The sequence below is a fragment of the Bacillus cereus group sp. MYBK108-1 genome (assembly GCF_051917185.1).
Taxonomy (GTDB): Bacteria; Bacillota; Bacilli; order Bacillales; family Bacillaceae_G; genus Bacillus_A; species Bacillus_A cereus.
On the sequence record NZ_JBQAHZ010000001.1, the window covers coordinates 61,877 to 77,964 of the forward strand.

Consider the following 16,088-nt stretch of genomic DNA (forward strand, 5'->3'; position numbering starts at 1 on the left):
TTATTTATGCTAAGCTTTCCGTCAGCCCAGGAACACGTACTCCTCTTTCTCTCGTTAATTTTTTAAATTCTTCGGTCAATTGTTTCGTTACACTTCCTGGTTTCCCATCTCCAATTTCTCTCGAATCAACTTTTACAACTGGAATTAACTCCGCTGCTGTTCCTGTTAAAAATACTTCATCCGCTACATATACATCATGGCGAGTGAATGGTCTTTCCTCACACGGAATATTCAGTCGTTCACATAGCTCGATAACACTATTTCTCGTAATACCTTCTAATGCTCCTAAATAGGATGGCGGGGTTAGCACTTTTCCATCTTTCACAACGAAAACATTATCGCCAGAACCTTCACAAACATATCCTTGTTGATTTAACATAAGAGCCTCTAACACTCCTGCTTGTGCTGCTTCAATTTTTACAAGTACGTTATTTAAATAATTCATTGACTTAATACGTGGATCTAACGCGTCTGGCGTATTACGTCTTGATGCAACAGATACAACGCTTAGCCCATTATCATAAAATTCTTGTGGGAATAACTTTAATTGTTCTGCAATGATAATTACGCTCGGCTTCACACAACTTCTCGGATCGAGCCCTAAGTCACCTTTTCCTCTTGAGACAATTAAGCGAATGTAAGCATCAGCGTATTCATTTTTTTGGAGTGTATGTAAAACTGCTTCTTCCATTTCTTCTACCGTCATTGGAATTGTTAGTAAAATAGATTTCGCTGATTCATATAATCGTTTCACATGTTCTTTTAAACAAAATACATTTCCTCCGTAACTACGAATCCCTTCAAATACACCGTCTCCGTATAAAAAACCATGATCATACACTGAAACAACTGCCTTTTCTTTTTCTACAAATTCCCCATTCATGTAAATGTACCGGTTTCCCATCTCACATCGCTCCTCTTTTTTCTCTATTTTTGCAATCTATTTCTACATCGATTGCTGAGATGAGTATTTTTAACAGAATATTCAGTATATAACTTTTAAAAATATACTCGTCTCAACAATCGATTACTTACATACTTGTAGCAATCCATTGCTGAGACGAGGGAATCGTGGTACCACTCAGCTTCCTTATACTTCTCACGAAATATAAGCTCTGCAAGTCCAATTAGACTTTTGTTTTTCTATCGGGAACAACCCCGCTACTTTTTACTAGTTTTCAAAAGTAGTGCTCCAAGGTGATTTTCAATGATTGAATTGTTACCACCCTCACAGCCTCGGGGCAGCTCTCTGAAACAATCTTTATCATTTACTCTCCTCTTCTACGCATTCTCTTCTTCTATTTTTAAAAATAAAAACTCTCGCCTCAGCAATCAACTACTACAATTTAGTAGCTTTGATTGCTGAGGCGAGAGTTTCGCGTTACCACTCAGCTTCCTTATACTTCTCACGAAATATAAGCTTTGTAGGTCCAATCAGACCTCCGTCCTTTTACCGGAGACGATGCCGCCGCCCTCTACTCAGTTTCCCTTTCGCAAGCGATGCTCCGAGGTGATCTTCAATGATTCGATTGTTACTACCCTCACAGCCTTGGAGTAGCTCTCTGAAACGATCATAATCATCTACTTTCCTCTTCTTTGCATATACAACATATAAAGTTAGAAAATTCTTAATTAACTTTTATTTGTTACACGTATTATAGGACGTTGTTCTTTTCGTTGTCAATATGTTTTTTTCAAAAAAATCAAAATTCATTCTATTTATTTTTTCTCAAATCAAAATTGGAATGCATTACTTACATACACTCATATATTACTTAAGTATGTTTGCATTACTACATAAAGAAAAACTTATAAAGTTTATGAGGAGATGAGGAAACTATGTTAAAAGGGAAAGTAGCGTTAGTTACAGGAGCAAGCCGAGGAATTGGACGAGCGATCGCTAAACGTTTAGCAAATGACGGTGCATTGGTTGCTGTTCATTACGGTAGTCGAAAAGATGACGCTGAAGAAACTGTTCATGAAATTCGATCAGATGGTGGCCAAGCTTTTTCTATCGGCGCAAATCTAGAATCCTTACACGGTGTAGAAAACCTTTATAACGCTTTAGATACTGAATTACAAAAGCGCACTGGTGAAACACAATTTGATATTTTAATAAACAATGCTGGCATTGGTCCTGGTGCTTTTATTGAAGAAACGACTGAACAGTTTTTTGATAGAATGGTTTCAGTAAATGCAAAAGCTCCATTCTTTATCATTCAACTAGCACTACCACGTTTACGTGACAATAGCCGAATTATTAATATTTCATCCGCTGCCACCCGCATTTCTTTACCTGATTTTGTTGCATATAGTATGACGAAAGGCGCTATTAATACAATGACTTTTACGCTAGCAAAACAGCTTGGAGCACGAGGAATAACGGTGAATGCAATACTTCCAGGATTTATTAAAACAGATATGAATGCAGAACTCTTGAGCGACCCGATGATGAAGCAGTACGCTACTACTATTTCCGCTTTCAATCGCTTAGGTGAAGTAGAAGACATTGCCGATACTGCTGCATTCCTTGCTTCTCCAGACAGCCGCTGGGTTACTGGACAATTAATTGATGTGAGCGGAGGATCTTGTTTGTAAAAAACATATATTTTCAAATCTTTTTTATTGCGCAATAAAACAATTTATATAATACTATATAAAACATATACATTTAGGAGGATTACAGCAATGTCCGAAAAAACATACGAACTCGCAACCTTCGCAGGCGGTTGCTTTTGGTGCATGGTAAAACCATTTGATGAACTTCCTGGTATTCATAAAGTACTTTCTGGCTATGCAGGAGGTCATGTAGAAAACCCAACATATGAACAAGTAAAAGCTGGAACATCTGGACATTTAGAAGTTGTTCAAATTACATTCGATCCTTCTATTTTTCCTTATCAGAAATTACTAGACTTATATTGGCCACAAATCGATCCAACTGATGATGGCGGACAATTTTTTGACCGTGGTCCATCTTATCGTACCGCTATTTTTTATCATAACGAAACACAAAAAGGGCTTGCTGAAAAATCAAAACAAGCTCTTGCAGAAAGCGGTATGTTTAAAGATCCAATCGTGACTGAAATTCGTCCTGCTGCACCTTTTTACGAAGCAGAGGAATACCACCAACATTTCTATAAAAAGAATCCAGAGAAATATGCTACTGAGCAAAAGGAATCTGGTCGTGAAGACTTTATAAAAGAAAATTGGCAAAAAAAATAATAAAAACGCATCGTGCTTTTTGAGTACGATGCGTTTTTATTTTTGATAAAAGTACCATACAATTAATAGAACAATTGCTGTTAGTGACCAAAGTACTATCTCGTTTTTCACTCTATTCTTTTTCTTAGTCATTTCATTCCCTCCTAATAACTATTAAACATATTCAATTTTTTCTTTGTTTAATTATCCATCTTATATACGTGAATACATCCTTACAAATTCTAATAGCAAGACCACCAATAATTCCGATTGCAATGGAAATTACTAGCATCTGTCCAAAACTAAAAGAATTTGTGTACATTATGTAGAGAACGATACATATAAGTAAAACATCCGGTAAAGAAAGTAAAAACCTTTTAAGCATTCCTTTATCTCCTCTATACTTTTTAATTTATATCTTCTACTGTAACTTTGAAATAAAATTTGTTCAAAAATTCCATTTATACCCTCATTTTATGAAAAATAATAAGAATCCCTTTTCAAAAGAGATTCTTATTCAGCAGATTTAAGTTTAATTATTTTCTACATATCCTATTCCATAATTACTCCTAAAATAGAATAATATTACTAATGATTTATTGTAAATTGACTATTTGCCAGGCAACCGAATGTCGCGCCAGCTACCTACATCGCATTGGCCAAATTCATTATTACCTACCGCGATCACCGTGCCGTCTGATTTTAGTCCGACTGTATGTGCACAACCAGCCGCTATCGCTACAATATCTCTCCAATCACTTACGTTACATTGACCATACTCATTCCAACCCACTGCCACCACGGTACCGTTTGATTTAAGTCCGATTGTATGATTCGTACCCGCCGCTATTGCTACAATATCTCTCCAGCCACTTACATCACACTGGTTATGTTTATCATTCCCCACTGCCGTCACCGTGCCGTCTCGTTTAAGACCAACAGTATGACAACGCCCAGCTGCTATCGTATCTTTAGGCCACCGTTTCACTTTTAACATTTCTTCTTTCGGTGAAATATAATTCATATTTACCTCCTTCAAAATAAGCAACTGTTTCGAAATATATCTTTTATCAAACTTTATTTCATTATCAAGACCTAAATCGTAAAAAGTCATAAATAATAAAGAGTGATACATATTAGTCATAGATAATATGTATCACTTTTCACTACTTTTTCCGCAATCTCGCCCTTTAATGGAATAATAGATTACTTATAACTGGTTTGTTGAAATATTATAACCAAAAATATTTTTGTTGACTATGACACTGGTGTCATACTTTAGAATTAAGTTTGAACATCTGAAAGGAGGCATTTTCATTGAAGAAAAATGACCAAAGTGAGAAAGAACAAAATATCAGTCAAGTATCAGATACAGATGTATCTGTGATGAAAAACCCGAACCTTTCGCCTGTTACAGTTATCGGCCTGGGTCCCATGGGCCAGGCGCTAGCTGGTGCATTCCTGATGAACGGCCACCCTACGACATTATGGAATCGAACCGCCGAAAAAGCCGATTATCTTGTTTCTCAAGGGGCGATCCTTTCGAATTCGGTTACCGGCGCAGTCTCTGCAAGCCCTCTGGTGATTATTTGTGTTCTGGACTATAATGTCGTCCATGGAATCCTTGGCCCTGTGGGAGATGCCCTGAAGGGACGGACACTGGTGAACCTCACTGCCGACTCGCCCAAACGTGCCCGTGAAATGGCCACATGGGCTGCCCAACACGGAGTCGATTACCTCGATGGGGCGATTATGACCCCTACTCCGACCATCGGAACGCCTGCGGCTTCCGTCCTGTATAGTGGACCAGAATCCATCTTTAAGGTCCATCAACCGACCTTGGCAAGCTTGGGTGGCACCACTTCTTATCTTGGGACGGACCCTGGACGGGCGGCGGCATATGATGTGGCCCTGCTCGACCTCTTTTGGACCTCCATGAGCGGTTACGCCCACGCTCTCGCCCTTGCCACTGCCGAGAATATTCCGGCAAAGGAGTTCGCTGTCTATGCCCAGGGCATCATAGACATCTTGCCCAACATCATGGCTTATTTGGCAAGTGAAGTAGACTCGGGTCACTACCCTGGTGACAAGTCCAATATCATCTCAGCCTCGGCAGGAATGGAACACATCATCCATGCTGCTCAACACCACGGCCTCGATGTCAGCGTCCTGAGTGCTGCAATGGCCGTAACCCAGCAGGCCATCAACGAAGGCTATGGAACCGACGGATTCTCGCGCTTGACCGAACTGCTAAAGAAACCGTCCGTATAACATCATAGTCGTCTGTAGAGATCCCGGGTCCCGCCATGATCGCGGACTGGGATCTTCAATTATTGAGTTGTTTCAACTAGGGGCATTTCCATTTCTCATTCTTCTTTTATCCGTCATTTGCATGATTTGTTTTTCCAACCGATGCTTTACAACGTCCAATACACTGATTTGTCTGTTGATTTGATCCAGCTTCACTTGATAAGTTTCCAGCATTTCTTCACAAAATTCATAGTCTTCCGGACCATTATCCTCGCATTTCAATATTTCTTCAATTTGTTCCGTTGTCAGACCCAAACCCAAATAAAGTTGGATAATTCGAATACGTTTGACGGCAGATTCATCGAACTCGCGATAATCATTTTCAAGGCGTACAGCGGTAATTAGATTTTTTTTCTCATAATGCCTTATAGATCGGACACTTGCACCTGTCTTTTTAGACAGCTCGCCGATTTTCAATAGAAACGCCTCCCTATTAAATATTCGAAAACCTTATCTTATAATATGACATTAGTGTTACGGAAAATAATAACATATAGGTTTTTGTTTCATTGAAGTTGTTAGCGTTGAGACGAATTACAACCTTATCGTTAGCGAAATAGTATTTTTTTACATTAAATGTAGGAGAATGTATCCACTCATCTTTTTGTATCGTATTTTAGTTCATTAAAACATCCTATTCAATTAAATGACCCTTTTTTGAACAAACAGGGATGAAGAGCACTATTCTTACCCATAAACTTAATTTTTTTATATACCTCTGCATAAGCAACCTTCAATTGCTCTCTAAGTTGTTTGTTATCACCTTCTAATTTTCCGTTTCAGTGATTCAATAAGGACATCCTTGTTGGTATCATTTATTTCACGCTTAATTTGTTTTGATGTAGGTGCTTGTGATTGTTTCTGCCTTAACGCTTCAATCTGTTTACGAATATCGACATTGTTGTACAGTGGTGTTTTCGTTACACCCGATTCATTAGAGACACTGTTAAAATTAATTCTCTCATTGACTCGTATGAGCCGTTTAATAGCTTCGTCTACCTTCTGGTATTTGCTCTTCTTTCTTCATAAAGCTGTTTTAAATGCTACCCAAATAACAACTTGAAAGTCTTGATGTAAGTGGTTCAGTTTTTCAAATAATCGTTCTAAAACTGATTGGGAGATATGGTCATAAGTTTTTTGATTTCCGTTTATCTATTGAACTAATTATGCTCTAATAATCATAGTACAGTTAAATTTTCAATCTACTTTTTCAAAAAATAAAAACCTCCAGTTTAAGTACTAGAGGTCTTCCATTTTATTTCTTCAATCTCTCAATAAAATCCTGTAATTTATCAAGTGATTTCATATTTTGATTACAAGCTACACCGTCTTTACAAATATAGTTTCCCTTTTTCACGAAAGTTCCCGGTATATCACCTTTAATTTCAACTAAAAACATCCCTACTTCTTCATGTCCGTGACATAAAGAACAAATACTTTTTTTATTTAAACTTTGGAACGTTCCTTGTAGACCAACAAACTTATTTTTATCATTTTTCGCTATAATAAACTTCCTGCTTGACCCTTTATCAATCCAGCTTAAATAAGATATTTCTTTCATGTCCATTTCTTCCATATCAGGAAGTTTTAATTTTTTCGCTTTAGGAAATAATTTCTTTAACGTTTGTGCTGTAACTTCTTGAAACGGAATGACATACGGATTTATTTTCATTAAAAATGATTCTGCATCTTCTCTATTTTGAACTGTTAATACCGTATCAATTAACTCTTTCTGCTCATCCGTTAAATTCTCAAATACATGTATTATTTTTTCAATCGCAAGTGATTTTAACGCTTGAATTACACCTCTATCATTTGCCGTTGCATGCCCATTCGCTAAAATATAAGCTTGTGATTTTATAAAATTATATTGATCACTTCTAATAAACGCTTCCATCTTTATCACTCCATACAAATTGTTGTTCTAGTTCTATTGTATACAATGATTTAGCTTTTTGATATGTAAAAGATAACTTAGAAATGAACAATACATACATCGCTTATTCTCTACCGATTCATTTCCTGACAAAAGAAACCATCGTCTGTTTTCCATTCTGCATACAATACGTCTTCAAATTTAGTAATCCCTTTTTTCTTTATTTGTTTATACAGCCATCCTTCATCAAAACCTGCTTCCCTCAAATTATCCTTAACTACTTTCCCATCGCTAATTAATGAAATCGGTAAGTATACAGGCTTATGTTTTAAACTTAAATCATTTATAGTGGGAGATTCATATTTACTTTTTTTCAATACACTTATGTTTCCGTTAGGTTCTAATATCATATATTCAACTTCTCGAATTGAAAATATATCTTTTTGTTGTCTTAACATTTGTTGTAATTGGTTAATGTCCAAATGATTTGATTTTAATTGTTCTCTGTCAATATGCCCATTACGAATGATAATAGAAGGGTATCCTTCAAAGAACTTTCTTGTCCTTCTAAATTTTTGTGTTATTACTTCTATTGCGTAAATTAATATTACCCATACAAAAACAGCGTATAAAATAGACCATACTCTCACCTCAGGATCATATACAGTGTTTCCAACTAGTTCTCCGATTACAATCGCAGAAATAAAATCAAAAGGGGTTAGCTGTGATATTTGTGTTTTCCCTAATATTTTAGTAGCAATTAATAAAACAAAAAAACCAACAAAAAGTTCTATCGTTATTTGTCCAAGATGATTCATATGTGTTCACCTTTCTGTAATATGAAATATAACGTTTTTATTCCTATTCACATTTCTATACAATACTATTGCGATTCATTTTTTCTATTATCATGCCCATTCACACCCTATATATCCAATACATACAAAGCAAAAAGAGTCTAGTTCAAAATAATATTTGAACTAGACTCTTTTATGCTCATTTAGAATACACAATCTTTTTAATCGTTTCCCCAGAAAGAAAATATTTTTCTGCAAGTTGATGAATAGCAATCCCACTTTTAAACGCTTCTTTAATTGCTTTATTTCTTTCATCTAGTTGTTTTCTTCCGCCAGATCGTGTACCCCATTTATAATGTTTCGTTTCTTGTTTCGGAATGTAAATTGTTTCACCTTGTATATACTTTTGAATTTCAGTAATTAAACTCTCTGGTAAAACAGCATTAGCTTTTACGTATTTCATTTCTGCTCGCCCCTTATTTTTTATGGTTCATTTCAATAAGGTGCAAAGCCAAATATAAAAAATGATACGAGCTCATATAGGCGATTGTATATTACTTGTCTACCTCACGCAAAGTATCGCCATTTCCATACTTGGCTTTGCATGAGACGTTGCAGTGTCTGGCAATTGAATTATAATCGCCATATAAACACCTCCTAATATACCTTTTGCATTTTATTATATGATAAATTCCTTCTCCTTGCATCCACACCCTTCTTAAAGCACGAAATTACTTAGTTTGATATAATACTTTTTAACTGAATTAAAAATCATTGTGAGGTTACATTATGAAGAAAAAAATTATCATTACAATCGTTACACTATTCTTTATTATCACGGCATTATTCGGAACATACAAATTGATGAACGCAAGAAGCTTTCAATTATTTGGAGATTTAACACAACGCGTAGAAACAAATGAAAAAGTGATTGCTTTAACTTTTGATGATGGCCCTACTAACAATGTAAAACAAATATTACCGCTACTAGATAAATACAACGCTAAAGCTACTTTCTTTTTAATTGGAAATGAATTAGAGCAAAATTTATCGTTAGGAGAAGCTATCGCGCAATCTGGGCACCAACTCGGAAACCATACATATTCTCATAATAGAATGGTTTTCAAAACACCTTCTTTTATTAAAGATGAAATAGAAAAAACGAATTCATTAATCCGCCAAACAGGATTTACAGACGAAATTGATTTTAGGCCCCCTAACGGTAAGAAGTTAATAGGGCTGCCATATTATTTAAATAAAAACAATATCGAAACAATCACATGGGATCTTGAGCCCGATACTTTTTATAAATCTGCGGCTGATAAAATTAAATACGTTAATAAAAATGTAAAACCAGGTTCTATCATTTTACTGCACTCTATGTATGATGAGTCAAATGAAAATTTACAAACGATTGAAGGTATTTTAGATTCTTTATCTAAGAAGGGCTATCAGTTCGTAACAGTAAATGAATTGCAAAAAAGAGCAAAATAAAAAGGTAGCGTATCTTTGTATGATACGCTACCTTTCTTTTTATATAATGCCAAGTACATTTAAGAATACGATAATAATCGCAATTGGTGCGATATAACGAAGTAAGAATAACCATAATACGAATAGTTTATAACCTTTATTTTTACTTACACCTAGCTCTTTCATTAATACATCTTTCTTCATTTTTAAAGGAACAAAGATAGAAACTAATAATACACCAAGTGGCATTAATACGTTACTTACTGCATAGTCCGCTAAATCAAAGACTGTCTTCCCGAAAATCTTCAGATCACTTAATATACCGAATGATAATGCTGATGGTACCCCAACAACGAAGATTAATAACCCTACGATTAAGGCCATTTTTTCACGTTTCCCTTTACCTTTTGATGTTAACGATGCAACACTAATTTCTAACATCGAAATTGCTGATGTAATCGTAGCGAAGAAGAATAGTAATAAGAAAACGATGAAGAATAATTTTCCGAATGCCATTTTACTGAAAATAGCTGGCAATACGATAAATAATAGTCCTGGTCCTTGAGATGGTTCCATCCCAAATGCGAACACAACTGGGAAAATTGCAAGTCCTGCAAGTAATGTAATAACAAGAGTTAAGGCTACGATAGAAAATGCTGAACGTGGTAAGCTTTCTTCTTTCGGTAAGTATGAGCTATACGTTACCATAACGGCTACCCCAACAGATAATGAGAAGAACGATTGCCCCATTGCGTATAAAATAACTTCTGATGTTACATGTGAGAAATCAGGTTGTAAGAAGAAACGAACGCCTTCTCCAGCACCATCTAACGTAAGTGCACGAACGATTAATACAAAGAATAAAACGAATAGTGCTGGCATGAAATATTTATTTACTTTTTCAACACCATTTTGTACACCTTTACTTACGATGAAAATAGTAATAAGGATGAATAATAGCTGTGATCCAACTGCTAAATATGGATTGGAAATGATTTCACCAAACGTAGCTTCGTATGCTCCATTTCCTTCCCATAGTCTACCTGTAATTGCATTCCATAAATATAATAAAATCCAGCCTCCTACAACACTGTAGAAAGAAAGTAATATGAAACATGTTACAATTCCTAATTTACCTAACCAAGGCCATAACGTTTTAGGAGCAATCTCTCTATATGCATCGACAGCCTCTTTTTGTGTACTTCTTCCAATAACAAATTCAGCTAATAATAGCGGTAAACCAATTAATAATGTGAAACCGATGAAAATTAGGAAGAACGCTCCGCCTCCTCCAATGCCGGCCATATATGGGAATTTCCAAATCGCCCCAAGACCAATTGCCGAACCTGCTGCAGCTAATACGAAACCTAATTTCGATGTCCATTGCTGTGAATTCATTTGTTAATCTCCTCTCTATCTCTTTTTCTTTGTTACAATTCGGTATTTATATTGTTCTATCAATACTCTTTTCTAATACGTTCACTTCCTCCCTAATAATAAAAAAACGCCCCTACGTAAATACGTAGGGACGACAAAATTATCGCGGTACCACCCTAGTTGTGAAGAACACTAAGAAACCACCTAAATAAAAACGCCCCTACGCAAAAACGTAGGGACGATAAAATATCGCGGTACCACCCTAGTTATGAAGCCACACCAAAGTTAGGACCTAAATAAAAAACGTCCCTACGTAAATACGTAGGGACGATAAATATCGCGGTACCACCCTAGTTGTGAAAAAATCTTCACCACTTTATTTGATAACGGTATAAACTACCGTCTTTCATTTCCTCAAAATATGAGATTTATGAAAGATGCTCCAGGACGAACTTCACGAATAATCTATATACTGATTCACACCAACCATCAGCTCTCTGAAATAGGGAGATATTCACTACTATACCCTTTCATTGCCCAAATATTATTTTCCGAATTGATTACTATCATTTTTATCACACATTAAAAATAGTGTCAACTTATATTTCGAATTTTTATGTATTACAATCTATTTTAAAATTCGAAATATAAGTTTTAGTTTAGAAAACAAGTAGCTTAGTACATAACGAATTCTAACAGGCAATAGAAAAAGAATTACGTATTATTGATACTTATTCAATAATACAAATCATCTAGAAACATAACCTGTCTCTCTGTATTCATTTTTTAAGAGTTTGATGGATACCAAGAAAATTTCGCATCACTATCCAGTGGTCTATTTTTCGTTTCTTCTTTAATTACACGAAACCATTCATTTAGAATTTGAGTTTTGGGCAATTGAGCAGCAAGGCTATCTTCCCAAATTACATGTGAGAACCAGGCTTTCGTTTCCCATTCAAACTGCAATTGTGCGAACGAAATTATAGGGTGATCAGCTCCACGAAATTGCTCATTTACTGCATTTGAAACTTCTGGAGCTTGCGGTAACAACTCGTTCTGAATTCTATTTCTTATCGTCTCATTTTCTAGCTGATCCCAGAAATACAATTGCCCATTTATTTGATAAAAAATATCAAATGAAGCCTCACCTTTCTTCAAATTCAATAACACGAAGGCACGTTCCACATCATTGTCAGCCGCTTTTACAGCATTAACAATTATATTTTGTGCCATTGATACCCAGTAACTAGTCGCTTCCTCTACCGGTGATTCAACATACAATTCTTCACTTAATTCATGAAGAGTAGCTTCTTGCTCATTTACTTTTTCAACTTTTTTAAAAAACCTATTAAAAAACCCCATAACTTCCCCCTTATTACTATTTTCTATTTCACAAAATAAAAAATAGATTTTTCTTGCTCATCCACATTTACTCCTGGTGCGTATGTATGAACTTGTTGCAACACTTCTTCTATTAGCAACTCTAACTCCTGCACACTTTTTTCTGGATTCCCTATTAATGTGTCCGCCATACGTTCATATAATTTTTCAGGTTTAATAGTCATTCGTTCCACATTATTAGGCATCCATTTAAACGCTGGATGATGTACGTACATTTTATTCAAACCAAATAAAACACCGAATATGTTCCTTTGTACTTCGCAAATAACGTCATAAAGCATAAGCCAATCTTTCCGTTTTAAAAGCGCCTTTCGATTGTGCCAACGATTACTTAACCATAGATTTTCTGAAATCATCCGTTTTGCTAGTTCATCTGGATATGCCGCTACTTTTTCTTTTAATTCATTCACTTTCCCTTCTCCATACAAACTAACACCATCATGAATGGATGATACAATACATTGTTTTTCATAACTTATATCATATTGATCCACCACATCCGAAATCACTTTCTCTACTGTCTCTGTTAAAAAGTTACTAATCTCTAATTTAATTCCCTCTTTCGTTAAATACGTTTCCGACCATTCTTCTTCCTCATACGGATGATACGATAATATTGTCCCATCAATATGATGAATAGGGGCCCTACGATCCTCATCTTCTGGCGGTGTTGACCATAAAATATGTAATTCTATATCTGAATGTTCATCTTCAAGCTTTCTAGCTACTGAACCCGCTAAAATAATAGCTTCTACTTTCGGATTTTTCCTATAAATCTCTGAAATCTCTATCGCTTTCTCTTTTAATCCCATTTCATTTCCCCCTAAAATTGCAGTAATCCCCTATATTTCATTTATCTATTTCGATATTACAGCTTGCATTACCTTTTCAAATTCCTACTTAATCATATTTGTATCCAATAGCGCTGAATAACTTCACCAGTACGAGAAGAAACTACTTCATTTTCTAACACACCTCCAACCTTTTGAATCGTTTTAGCAGAACCGATATTGGATTTATCGCAAGTTATTAATACTTTCTGCAATCCTAATTTTTGCGCTTCAGCTAATGCAAGTTGTAGTTGTTTCGTAGCGTAACCGTGGCGACGTTTATTCGGATGGACACTATATCCAATATGACCGCTTTCCCGTAATAATTCTGGATTTAATCTATGTCTAATATTCACAAAACCTATAAGTTCTCCTTTTTCAAAACTTAAAAACTGACTAGATGACACTCGATTAGCTAGTAAATTTTCTCCTAGTTCTTGTTTACTCACTTTTTCAAACCATTCATCAAGAGAATCAAAGTTTTGTAAAGAACTACTTCCATGTGGTTGTTCCCCTGAGTGTAAAAACGCTTGTCTATACGCCGTAATATGCTCACTATATTCATGGATTGGTTTTAATAGTTTCATTGTTCTTCTCCCCCTCTTCATTCCATAAAACAAACACCTTAATAGCAGCTATTCACTATTAAGGTGTTTCTATCCTTTTTATTCAAATAACCCCATGCTTAAATAACGTTCACCTGTATCAGGCGCAATACATAAAACTTTTTTACCAACGCCTAGGCGTTTCGCTATCATGATTGCAGCGTAAACAGATGCTCCAGAAGATGGCCCAACTAATAATCCTTCTTGTCTAGCTAAGTTTCTCATTGTCGTTAAAGCCTCTTCATCTGCAATTTGAATAATTTCGTTATACACTTCTGTATTTAAGTTTTTCGGAATAAATCCTGGGCTTGTTCCTACTAGTTTATGAGGACCTGGTACACCACCGGATAAAACGGGAGATCCTTTCGGTTCCACTACTGCAATATATAAGTTTGGCAATTTCTCTTTTAACGTTTCACCAGTCCCTGTAATCGTTCCGCCTGTTCCTGCCGTTGCAACAAAAGCATCAAGCTCTCCATCCATTTGTTCGTAAATTTCAAGTGCAGTCGTATAACGGTGAATATTCGGATTAGCTGGATTTTCAAATTGTTGCGGGATAAAACTATTAGGTATTTGTTTTTGCAGTTCTAACGCCTTCGCAATTGCTCCTGGCATTCTTTGTTCTGCTGGTGTTAAAACTACTTCTGCTCCGTATGCTTTCAATAAATTAATACGCTCTTTTGACATATTATCTGGCATAATTAAAATCGCTTTATACCCTTTAGCTGCTGCATTCATCGCTAAACCAATCCCTGTATTCCCGCTTGTCGGTTCAATAATTGTATCTCCTGGTTTGATGAGACCATTTTCTTCTGCAACGTGAAGTAAATTATAAGCAGCACGGTCTTTCACACTGCGCGATGGATTAAACATTTCTAGTTTCACATACACATCTGCTGCGTCTTCCGGAATAAATTTAGATAATCGGACGACAGGTGTATCTCCTATTAATTCCGTAACGTTTTCACACAATTTCATAGCGCATCCCCTATTCTATCGTTTTCTTATCACTTGGCAGTAACCATGAAGTGAGTCCAATTAATGGTAGACAACTACATAATAGCATAATAAATTGCAGGCTATATATATCTGCTAATTTCCCAAGAACTACAGCACCTAGAGCACCAAGGCCGAACGCAAGACCTACAATTAGACCTGATACCATCCCTACTTTTCCCGGAACAAGCTCTTGCGCGTATACAACAATTACACTAAAACTACTTGAACTAATAAAACCGATACATAAAAATAAAGGTACGACCCACACAAGTGAGACATGTGGTAATAACAGCGCAAGTGGTGCTGAACCTAACATTGAAAATACAATGATATTTTTCTTACCAAATCGATCTGCTAACGGTCCTCCGAAGAAAGTGCCTAACACACCAGCAATCATAAATGCGAATACGAAATACTGGGCATTTTTTATAGATAAACCATAATGCTCAATTAAGTAAAATTGATAGAAATTCCCAATACCGGCACCGTACCAAGAGCGCACAAAAGTAAGAAAAACAAGAAGTATAATAACGAATTTAATGTGCGTACTTACAATTGCATTTTCCGCCTCAAGCGCAGCTCTCTTCTTCCTTCTTACAGCGCCGGTTGCTAATTCATTTTTGTACCAATTCGATACGAAAATTAATAATGCAATTCCTACTGCTGCAAATGCTGTAAAACCTAATGAACCAATTTGACCGAGTGGAACGAAAATTAGCGCTGTAAAAATAGGAGCTAAAGAATTCCCCGTGTTTCCCCCAACTTGATAAATCGCTTGCGCTAACCCTCGTTTTACACCTGCCGCCATATACGCAACACGAGCGCCTTCTGGATGAAAGACCGCGGAACCTAAACCAATAAATAAAACAGAAATAATAACAATAATAAAGTTTGGTGCAAACGCGAGTCCAATCATTCCAAGCATACTTGAAAACATGCCGAGTGGTAATAAAAATGGTGACGGCTTCTTATCTGAATACATACCAAACACCGGTTGCATAATCGATGACGTCATATTTAACGCAAACGCAATCCACCCTACTTGCATATAGGATAAATTCATCGTTTTTTCCAAAATAGGAAACAACGCCGGCACAACTGCTTGCATCGAATCATTTAAAAAATGCCCAAAGCTAATCGCAAATAAAATTCGATATATTGTCGGTGTTTCTACAGTTTTTTTGTGTGAAACTGCCTGCATATGTGAATCTCCCCT

The 16,088-nt window shown here is 36.0% G+C and carries 16 protein-coding genes, 2 pseudogenes and 2 other annotated features; of the genes and pseudogenes, 4 read left to right on the forward strand and 14 right to left on the reverse strand.

The window, feature by feature from the left end; translation table 11 throughout:
• Positions 1-4 precede the first annotated feature (4 nt).
• A complete protein-coding gene (ilvE, locus tag ACTFSL_RS00270; RefSeq protein ID WP_000528352.1) occupies positions 5-904 on the reverse strand; it encodes a branched-chain-amino-acid transaminase in 900 nt (299 codons plus the stop codon).
• A 149-nt stretch (positions 905-1,053) separates the two neighbouring features.
• Positions 1,054-1,293: a binding site (T-box leader), on the reverse strand.
• Positions 1,294-1,839: 546 nt separating this feature from the next.
• Here ilvE and ACTFSL_RS00275 point away from each other — a divergent pair.
• Both ACTFSL_RS00275 and msrA read left to right on the forward strand, forming a co-directional pair.
• Positions 1,840-2,598, forward strand: coding sequence for an SDR family oxidoreductase (locus ACTFSL_RS00275; RefSeq protein ID WP_000911822.1), 759 nt, complete (start codon positions 1,840-1,842; stop codon positions 2,596-2,598).
• 90 nt (positions 2,599-2,688) lie between these two features.
• Positions 2,689-3,225, forward strand: a complete 537-nt coding sequence (gene msrA / locus ACTFSL_RS00280; protein ID WP_001291883.1) for a peptide-methionine (S)-S-oxide reductase MsrA — start codon at positions 2,689-2,691, stop codon at positions 3,223-3,225.
• A gap of 163 nt (positions 3,226-3,388) precedes the next feature.
• On the opposite strand, the gene ACTFSL_RS00285 is transcribed toward msrA, so the two are convergent.
• Both ACTFSL_RS00285 and ACTFSL_RS00290 read right to left on the reverse strand, forming a co-directional pair.
• A complete protein-coding gene (locus tag ACTFSL_RS00285) occupies positions 3,389-3,589 on the reverse strand; it encodes a hypothetical protein (RefSeq protein WP_088338166.1) in 201 nt (66 codons plus the stop codon).
• Between the two features lie 225 nt (positions 3,590-3,814).
• Positions 3,815-4,162: pseudogene (locus tag ACTFSL_RS00290) on the reverse strand (chromosome condensation regulator); the annotation flags it as partial.
• Between the two features lie 428 nt (positions 4,163-4,590).
• Here ACTFSL_RS00290 and ACTFSL_RS00295 point away from each other — a divergent pair.
• A complete protein-coding gene (locus ACTFSL_RS00295; protein WP_281968650.1) occupies positions 4,591-5,475 on the forward strand; it encodes an NAD(P)-dependent oxidoreductase in 885 nt (294 codons plus the stop codon).
• Positions 5,476-5,547: 72 nt separating this feature from the next.
• Here ACTFSL_RS00295 and ACTFSL_RS00300 read toward each other — a convergent pair whose 3' ends face one another.
• From ACTFSL_RS00300 to ACTFSL_RS00320, 5 genes and pseudogenes are all read right to left on the reverse strand, one after another.
• Positions 5,548-5,931 (reverse strand): MerR family transcriptional regulator, encoded by a 384-nt coding sequence (locus ACTFSL_RS00300; protein WP_088338169.1) that lies wholly within the window; start codon positions 5,929-5,931, stop codon positions 5,548-5,550.
• 284 nt (positions 5,932-6,215) lie between these two features.
• Positions 6,216-6,537 (reverse strand): annotated as a pseudogene (locus ACTFSL_RS00305) (DUF6262 family protein); the annotation flags it as partial.
• Between the two features lie 232 nt (positions 6,538-6,769).
• Complete coding sequence (locus ACTFSL_RS00310) at positions 6,770-7,411, reverse strand: FusB/FusC family EF-G-binding protein (protein WP_000387071.1); 642 nt, start codon at positions 7,409-7,411, stop codon at positions 6,770-6,772.
• Positions 7,412-7,521: 110 nt separating this feature from the next.
• Positions 7,522-8,208, reverse strand: a complete 687-nt coding sequence (locus ACTFSL_RS00315; protein ID WP_088338170.1) for a DUF421 domain-containing protein — start codon at positions 8,206-8,208, stop codon at positions 7,522-7,524.
• Positions 8,209-8,386: 178 nt separating this feature from the next.
• The gene (locus ACTFSL_RS00320; protein WP_000878326.1) at positions 8,387-8,650 is read right to left on the reverse strand and encodes a CD3324 family protein; all 264 of its coding nucleotides are present in this window, start codon (positions 8,648-8,650) and stop codon (positions 8,387-8,389) included.
• Positions 8,651-8,976: 326 nt separating this feature from the next.
• On the opposite strand from ACTFSL_RS00320, the gene ACTFSL_RS00325 reads away from it, so the two are divergent.
• The gene (locus ACTFSL_RS00325; protein ID WP_000726858.1) at positions 8,977-9,681 is read left to right on the forward strand and encodes a polysaccharide deacetylase family protein; all 705 of its coding nucleotides are present in this window, start codon (positions 8,977-8,979) and stop codon (positions 9,679-9,681) included.
• A 39-nt stretch (positions 9,682-9,720) separates the two neighbouring features.
• Here ACTFSL_RS00325 and ACTFSL_RS00330 read toward each other — a convergent pair whose 3' ends face one another.
• From ACTFSL_RS00330 to ACTFSL_RS00355, 6 genes are all read right to left on the reverse strand, one after another.
• Positions 9,721-11,058, reverse strand: a complete 1,338-nt coding sequence (locus ACTFSL_RS00330) for a sodium-dependent transporter (protein WP_001088187.1) — start codon at positions 11,056-11,058, stop codon at positions 9,721-9,723.
• A gap of 299 nt (positions 11,059-11,357) precedes the next feature.
• Positions 11,358-11,580, reverse strand: a binding site (T-box leader).
• A gap of 243 nt (positions 11,581-11,823) precedes the next feature.
• Entirely contained in the window at positions 11,824-12,399 is a 576-nt protein-coding gene (locus ACTFSL_RS00335) for a hypothetical protein (RefSeq protein ID WP_000505546.1), read from the reverse strand.
• Between the two features lie 23 nt (positions 12,400-12,422).
• Positions 12,423-13,250 (reverse strand): DUF4037 domain-containing protein, encoded by an 828-nt coding sequence (locus ACTFSL_RS00340; protein WP_000523163.1) that lies wholly within the window; start codon positions 13,248-13,250, stop codon positions 12,423-12,425.
• Positions 13,251-13,342: 92 nt separating this feature from the next.
• Complete coding sequence (locus tag ACTFSL_RS00345; RefSeq protein WP_088338171.1) at positions 13,343-13,855, reverse strand: GNAT family N-acetyltransferase; 513 nt, start codon at positions 13,853-13,855, stop codon at positions 13,343-13,345.
• A gap of 78 nt (positions 13,856-13,933) precedes the next feature.
• A complete protein-coding gene (cysK, locus tag ACTFSL_RS00350) occupies positions 13,934-14,851 on the reverse strand; it encodes a cysteine synthase A (protein WP_000762273.1) in 918 nt (305 codons plus the stop codon).
• A 10-nt stretch (positions 14,852-14,861) separates the two neighbouring features.
• Positions 14,862-16,073 (reverse strand): MFS transporter, encoded by a 1,212-nt coding sequence (locus tag ACTFSL_RS00355; protein ID WP_088338172.1) that lies wholly within the window; start codon positions 16,071-16,073, stop codon positions 14,862-14,864.
• Between the last annotated feature and the right edge of the window lie 15 nt (positions 16,074-16,088).

Excerpts from the sequence above, each read along its gene's own strand:
- ilvE (WP_000528352.1), bottom strand. The coding sequence starts at position 904 with ATGGGAAACCGGTACATTTACATGAATGGGGAATTTGTAGAAAAAGAA.
- ACTFSL_RS00275 (WP_000911822.1), top strand. The coding sequence starts at position 1,840 with ATGTTAAAAGGGAAAGTAGCGTTAGTTACAGGAGCAAGCCGAGGAATT.
- msrA (WP_001291883.1), top strand. The coding sequence starts at position 2,689 with ATGTCCGAAAAAACATACGAACTCGCAACCTTCGCAGGCGGTTGCTTT.
- ACTFSL_RS00285 (WP_088338166.1), bottom strand. The coding sequence starts at position 3,589 with ATGCTTAAAAGGTTTTTACTTTCTTTACCGGATGTTTTACTTATATGT.
- ACTFSL_RS00295 (WP_281968650.1), top strand. The coding sequence starts at position 4,591 with ATGAAAAACCCGAACCTTTCGCCTGTTACAGTTATCGGCCTGGGTCCC.
- ACTFSL_RS00310 (WP_000387071.1), bottom strand. The coding sequence starts at position 7,411 with ATGGAAGCGTTTATTAGAAGTGATCAATATAATTTTATAAAATCACAA.
- ACTFSL_RS00315 (WP_088338170.1), bottom strand. The coding sequence starts at position 8,208 with ATGAATCATCTTGGACAAATAACGATAGAACTTTTTGTTGGTTTTTTT.
- ACTFSL_RS00320 (WP_000878326.1), bottom strand. The coding sequence starts at position 8,650 with ATGAAATACGTAAAAGCTAATGCTGTTTTACCAGAGAGTTTAATTACT.
- ACTFSL_RS00325 (WP_000726858.1), top strand. The coding sequence starts at position 8,977 with ATGAAGAAAAAAATTATCATTACAATCGTTACACTATTCTTTATTATC.
- ACTFSL_RS00330 (WP_001088187.1), bottom strand. The coding sequence starts at position 11,058 with ATGAATTCACAGCAATGGACATCGAAATTAGGTTTCGTATTAGCTGCA.
- ACTFSL_RS00335 (WP_000505546.1), bottom strand. The coding sequence starts at position 12,399 with ATGGGGTTTTTTAATAGGTTTTTTAAAAAAGTTGAAAAAGTAAATGAG.
- ACTFSL_RS00340 (WP_000523163.1), bottom strand. The coding sequence starts at position 13,250 with ATGGGATTAAAAGAGAAAGCGATAGAGATTTCAGAGATTTATAGGAAA.
- ACTFSL_RS00345 (WP_088338171.1), bottom strand. The coding sequence starts at position 13,855 with ATGAAACTATTAAAACCAATCCATGAATATAGTGAGCATATTACGGCG.
- cysK (WP_000762273.1), bottom strand. The coding sequence starts at position 14,851 with ATGAAATTGTGTGAAAACGTTACGGAATTAATAGGAGATACACCTGTC.
- ACTFSL_RS00355 (WP_088338172.1), bottom strand. The coding sequence starts at position 16,073 with ATGCAGGCAGTTTCACACAAAAAAACTGTAGAAACACCGACAATATAT.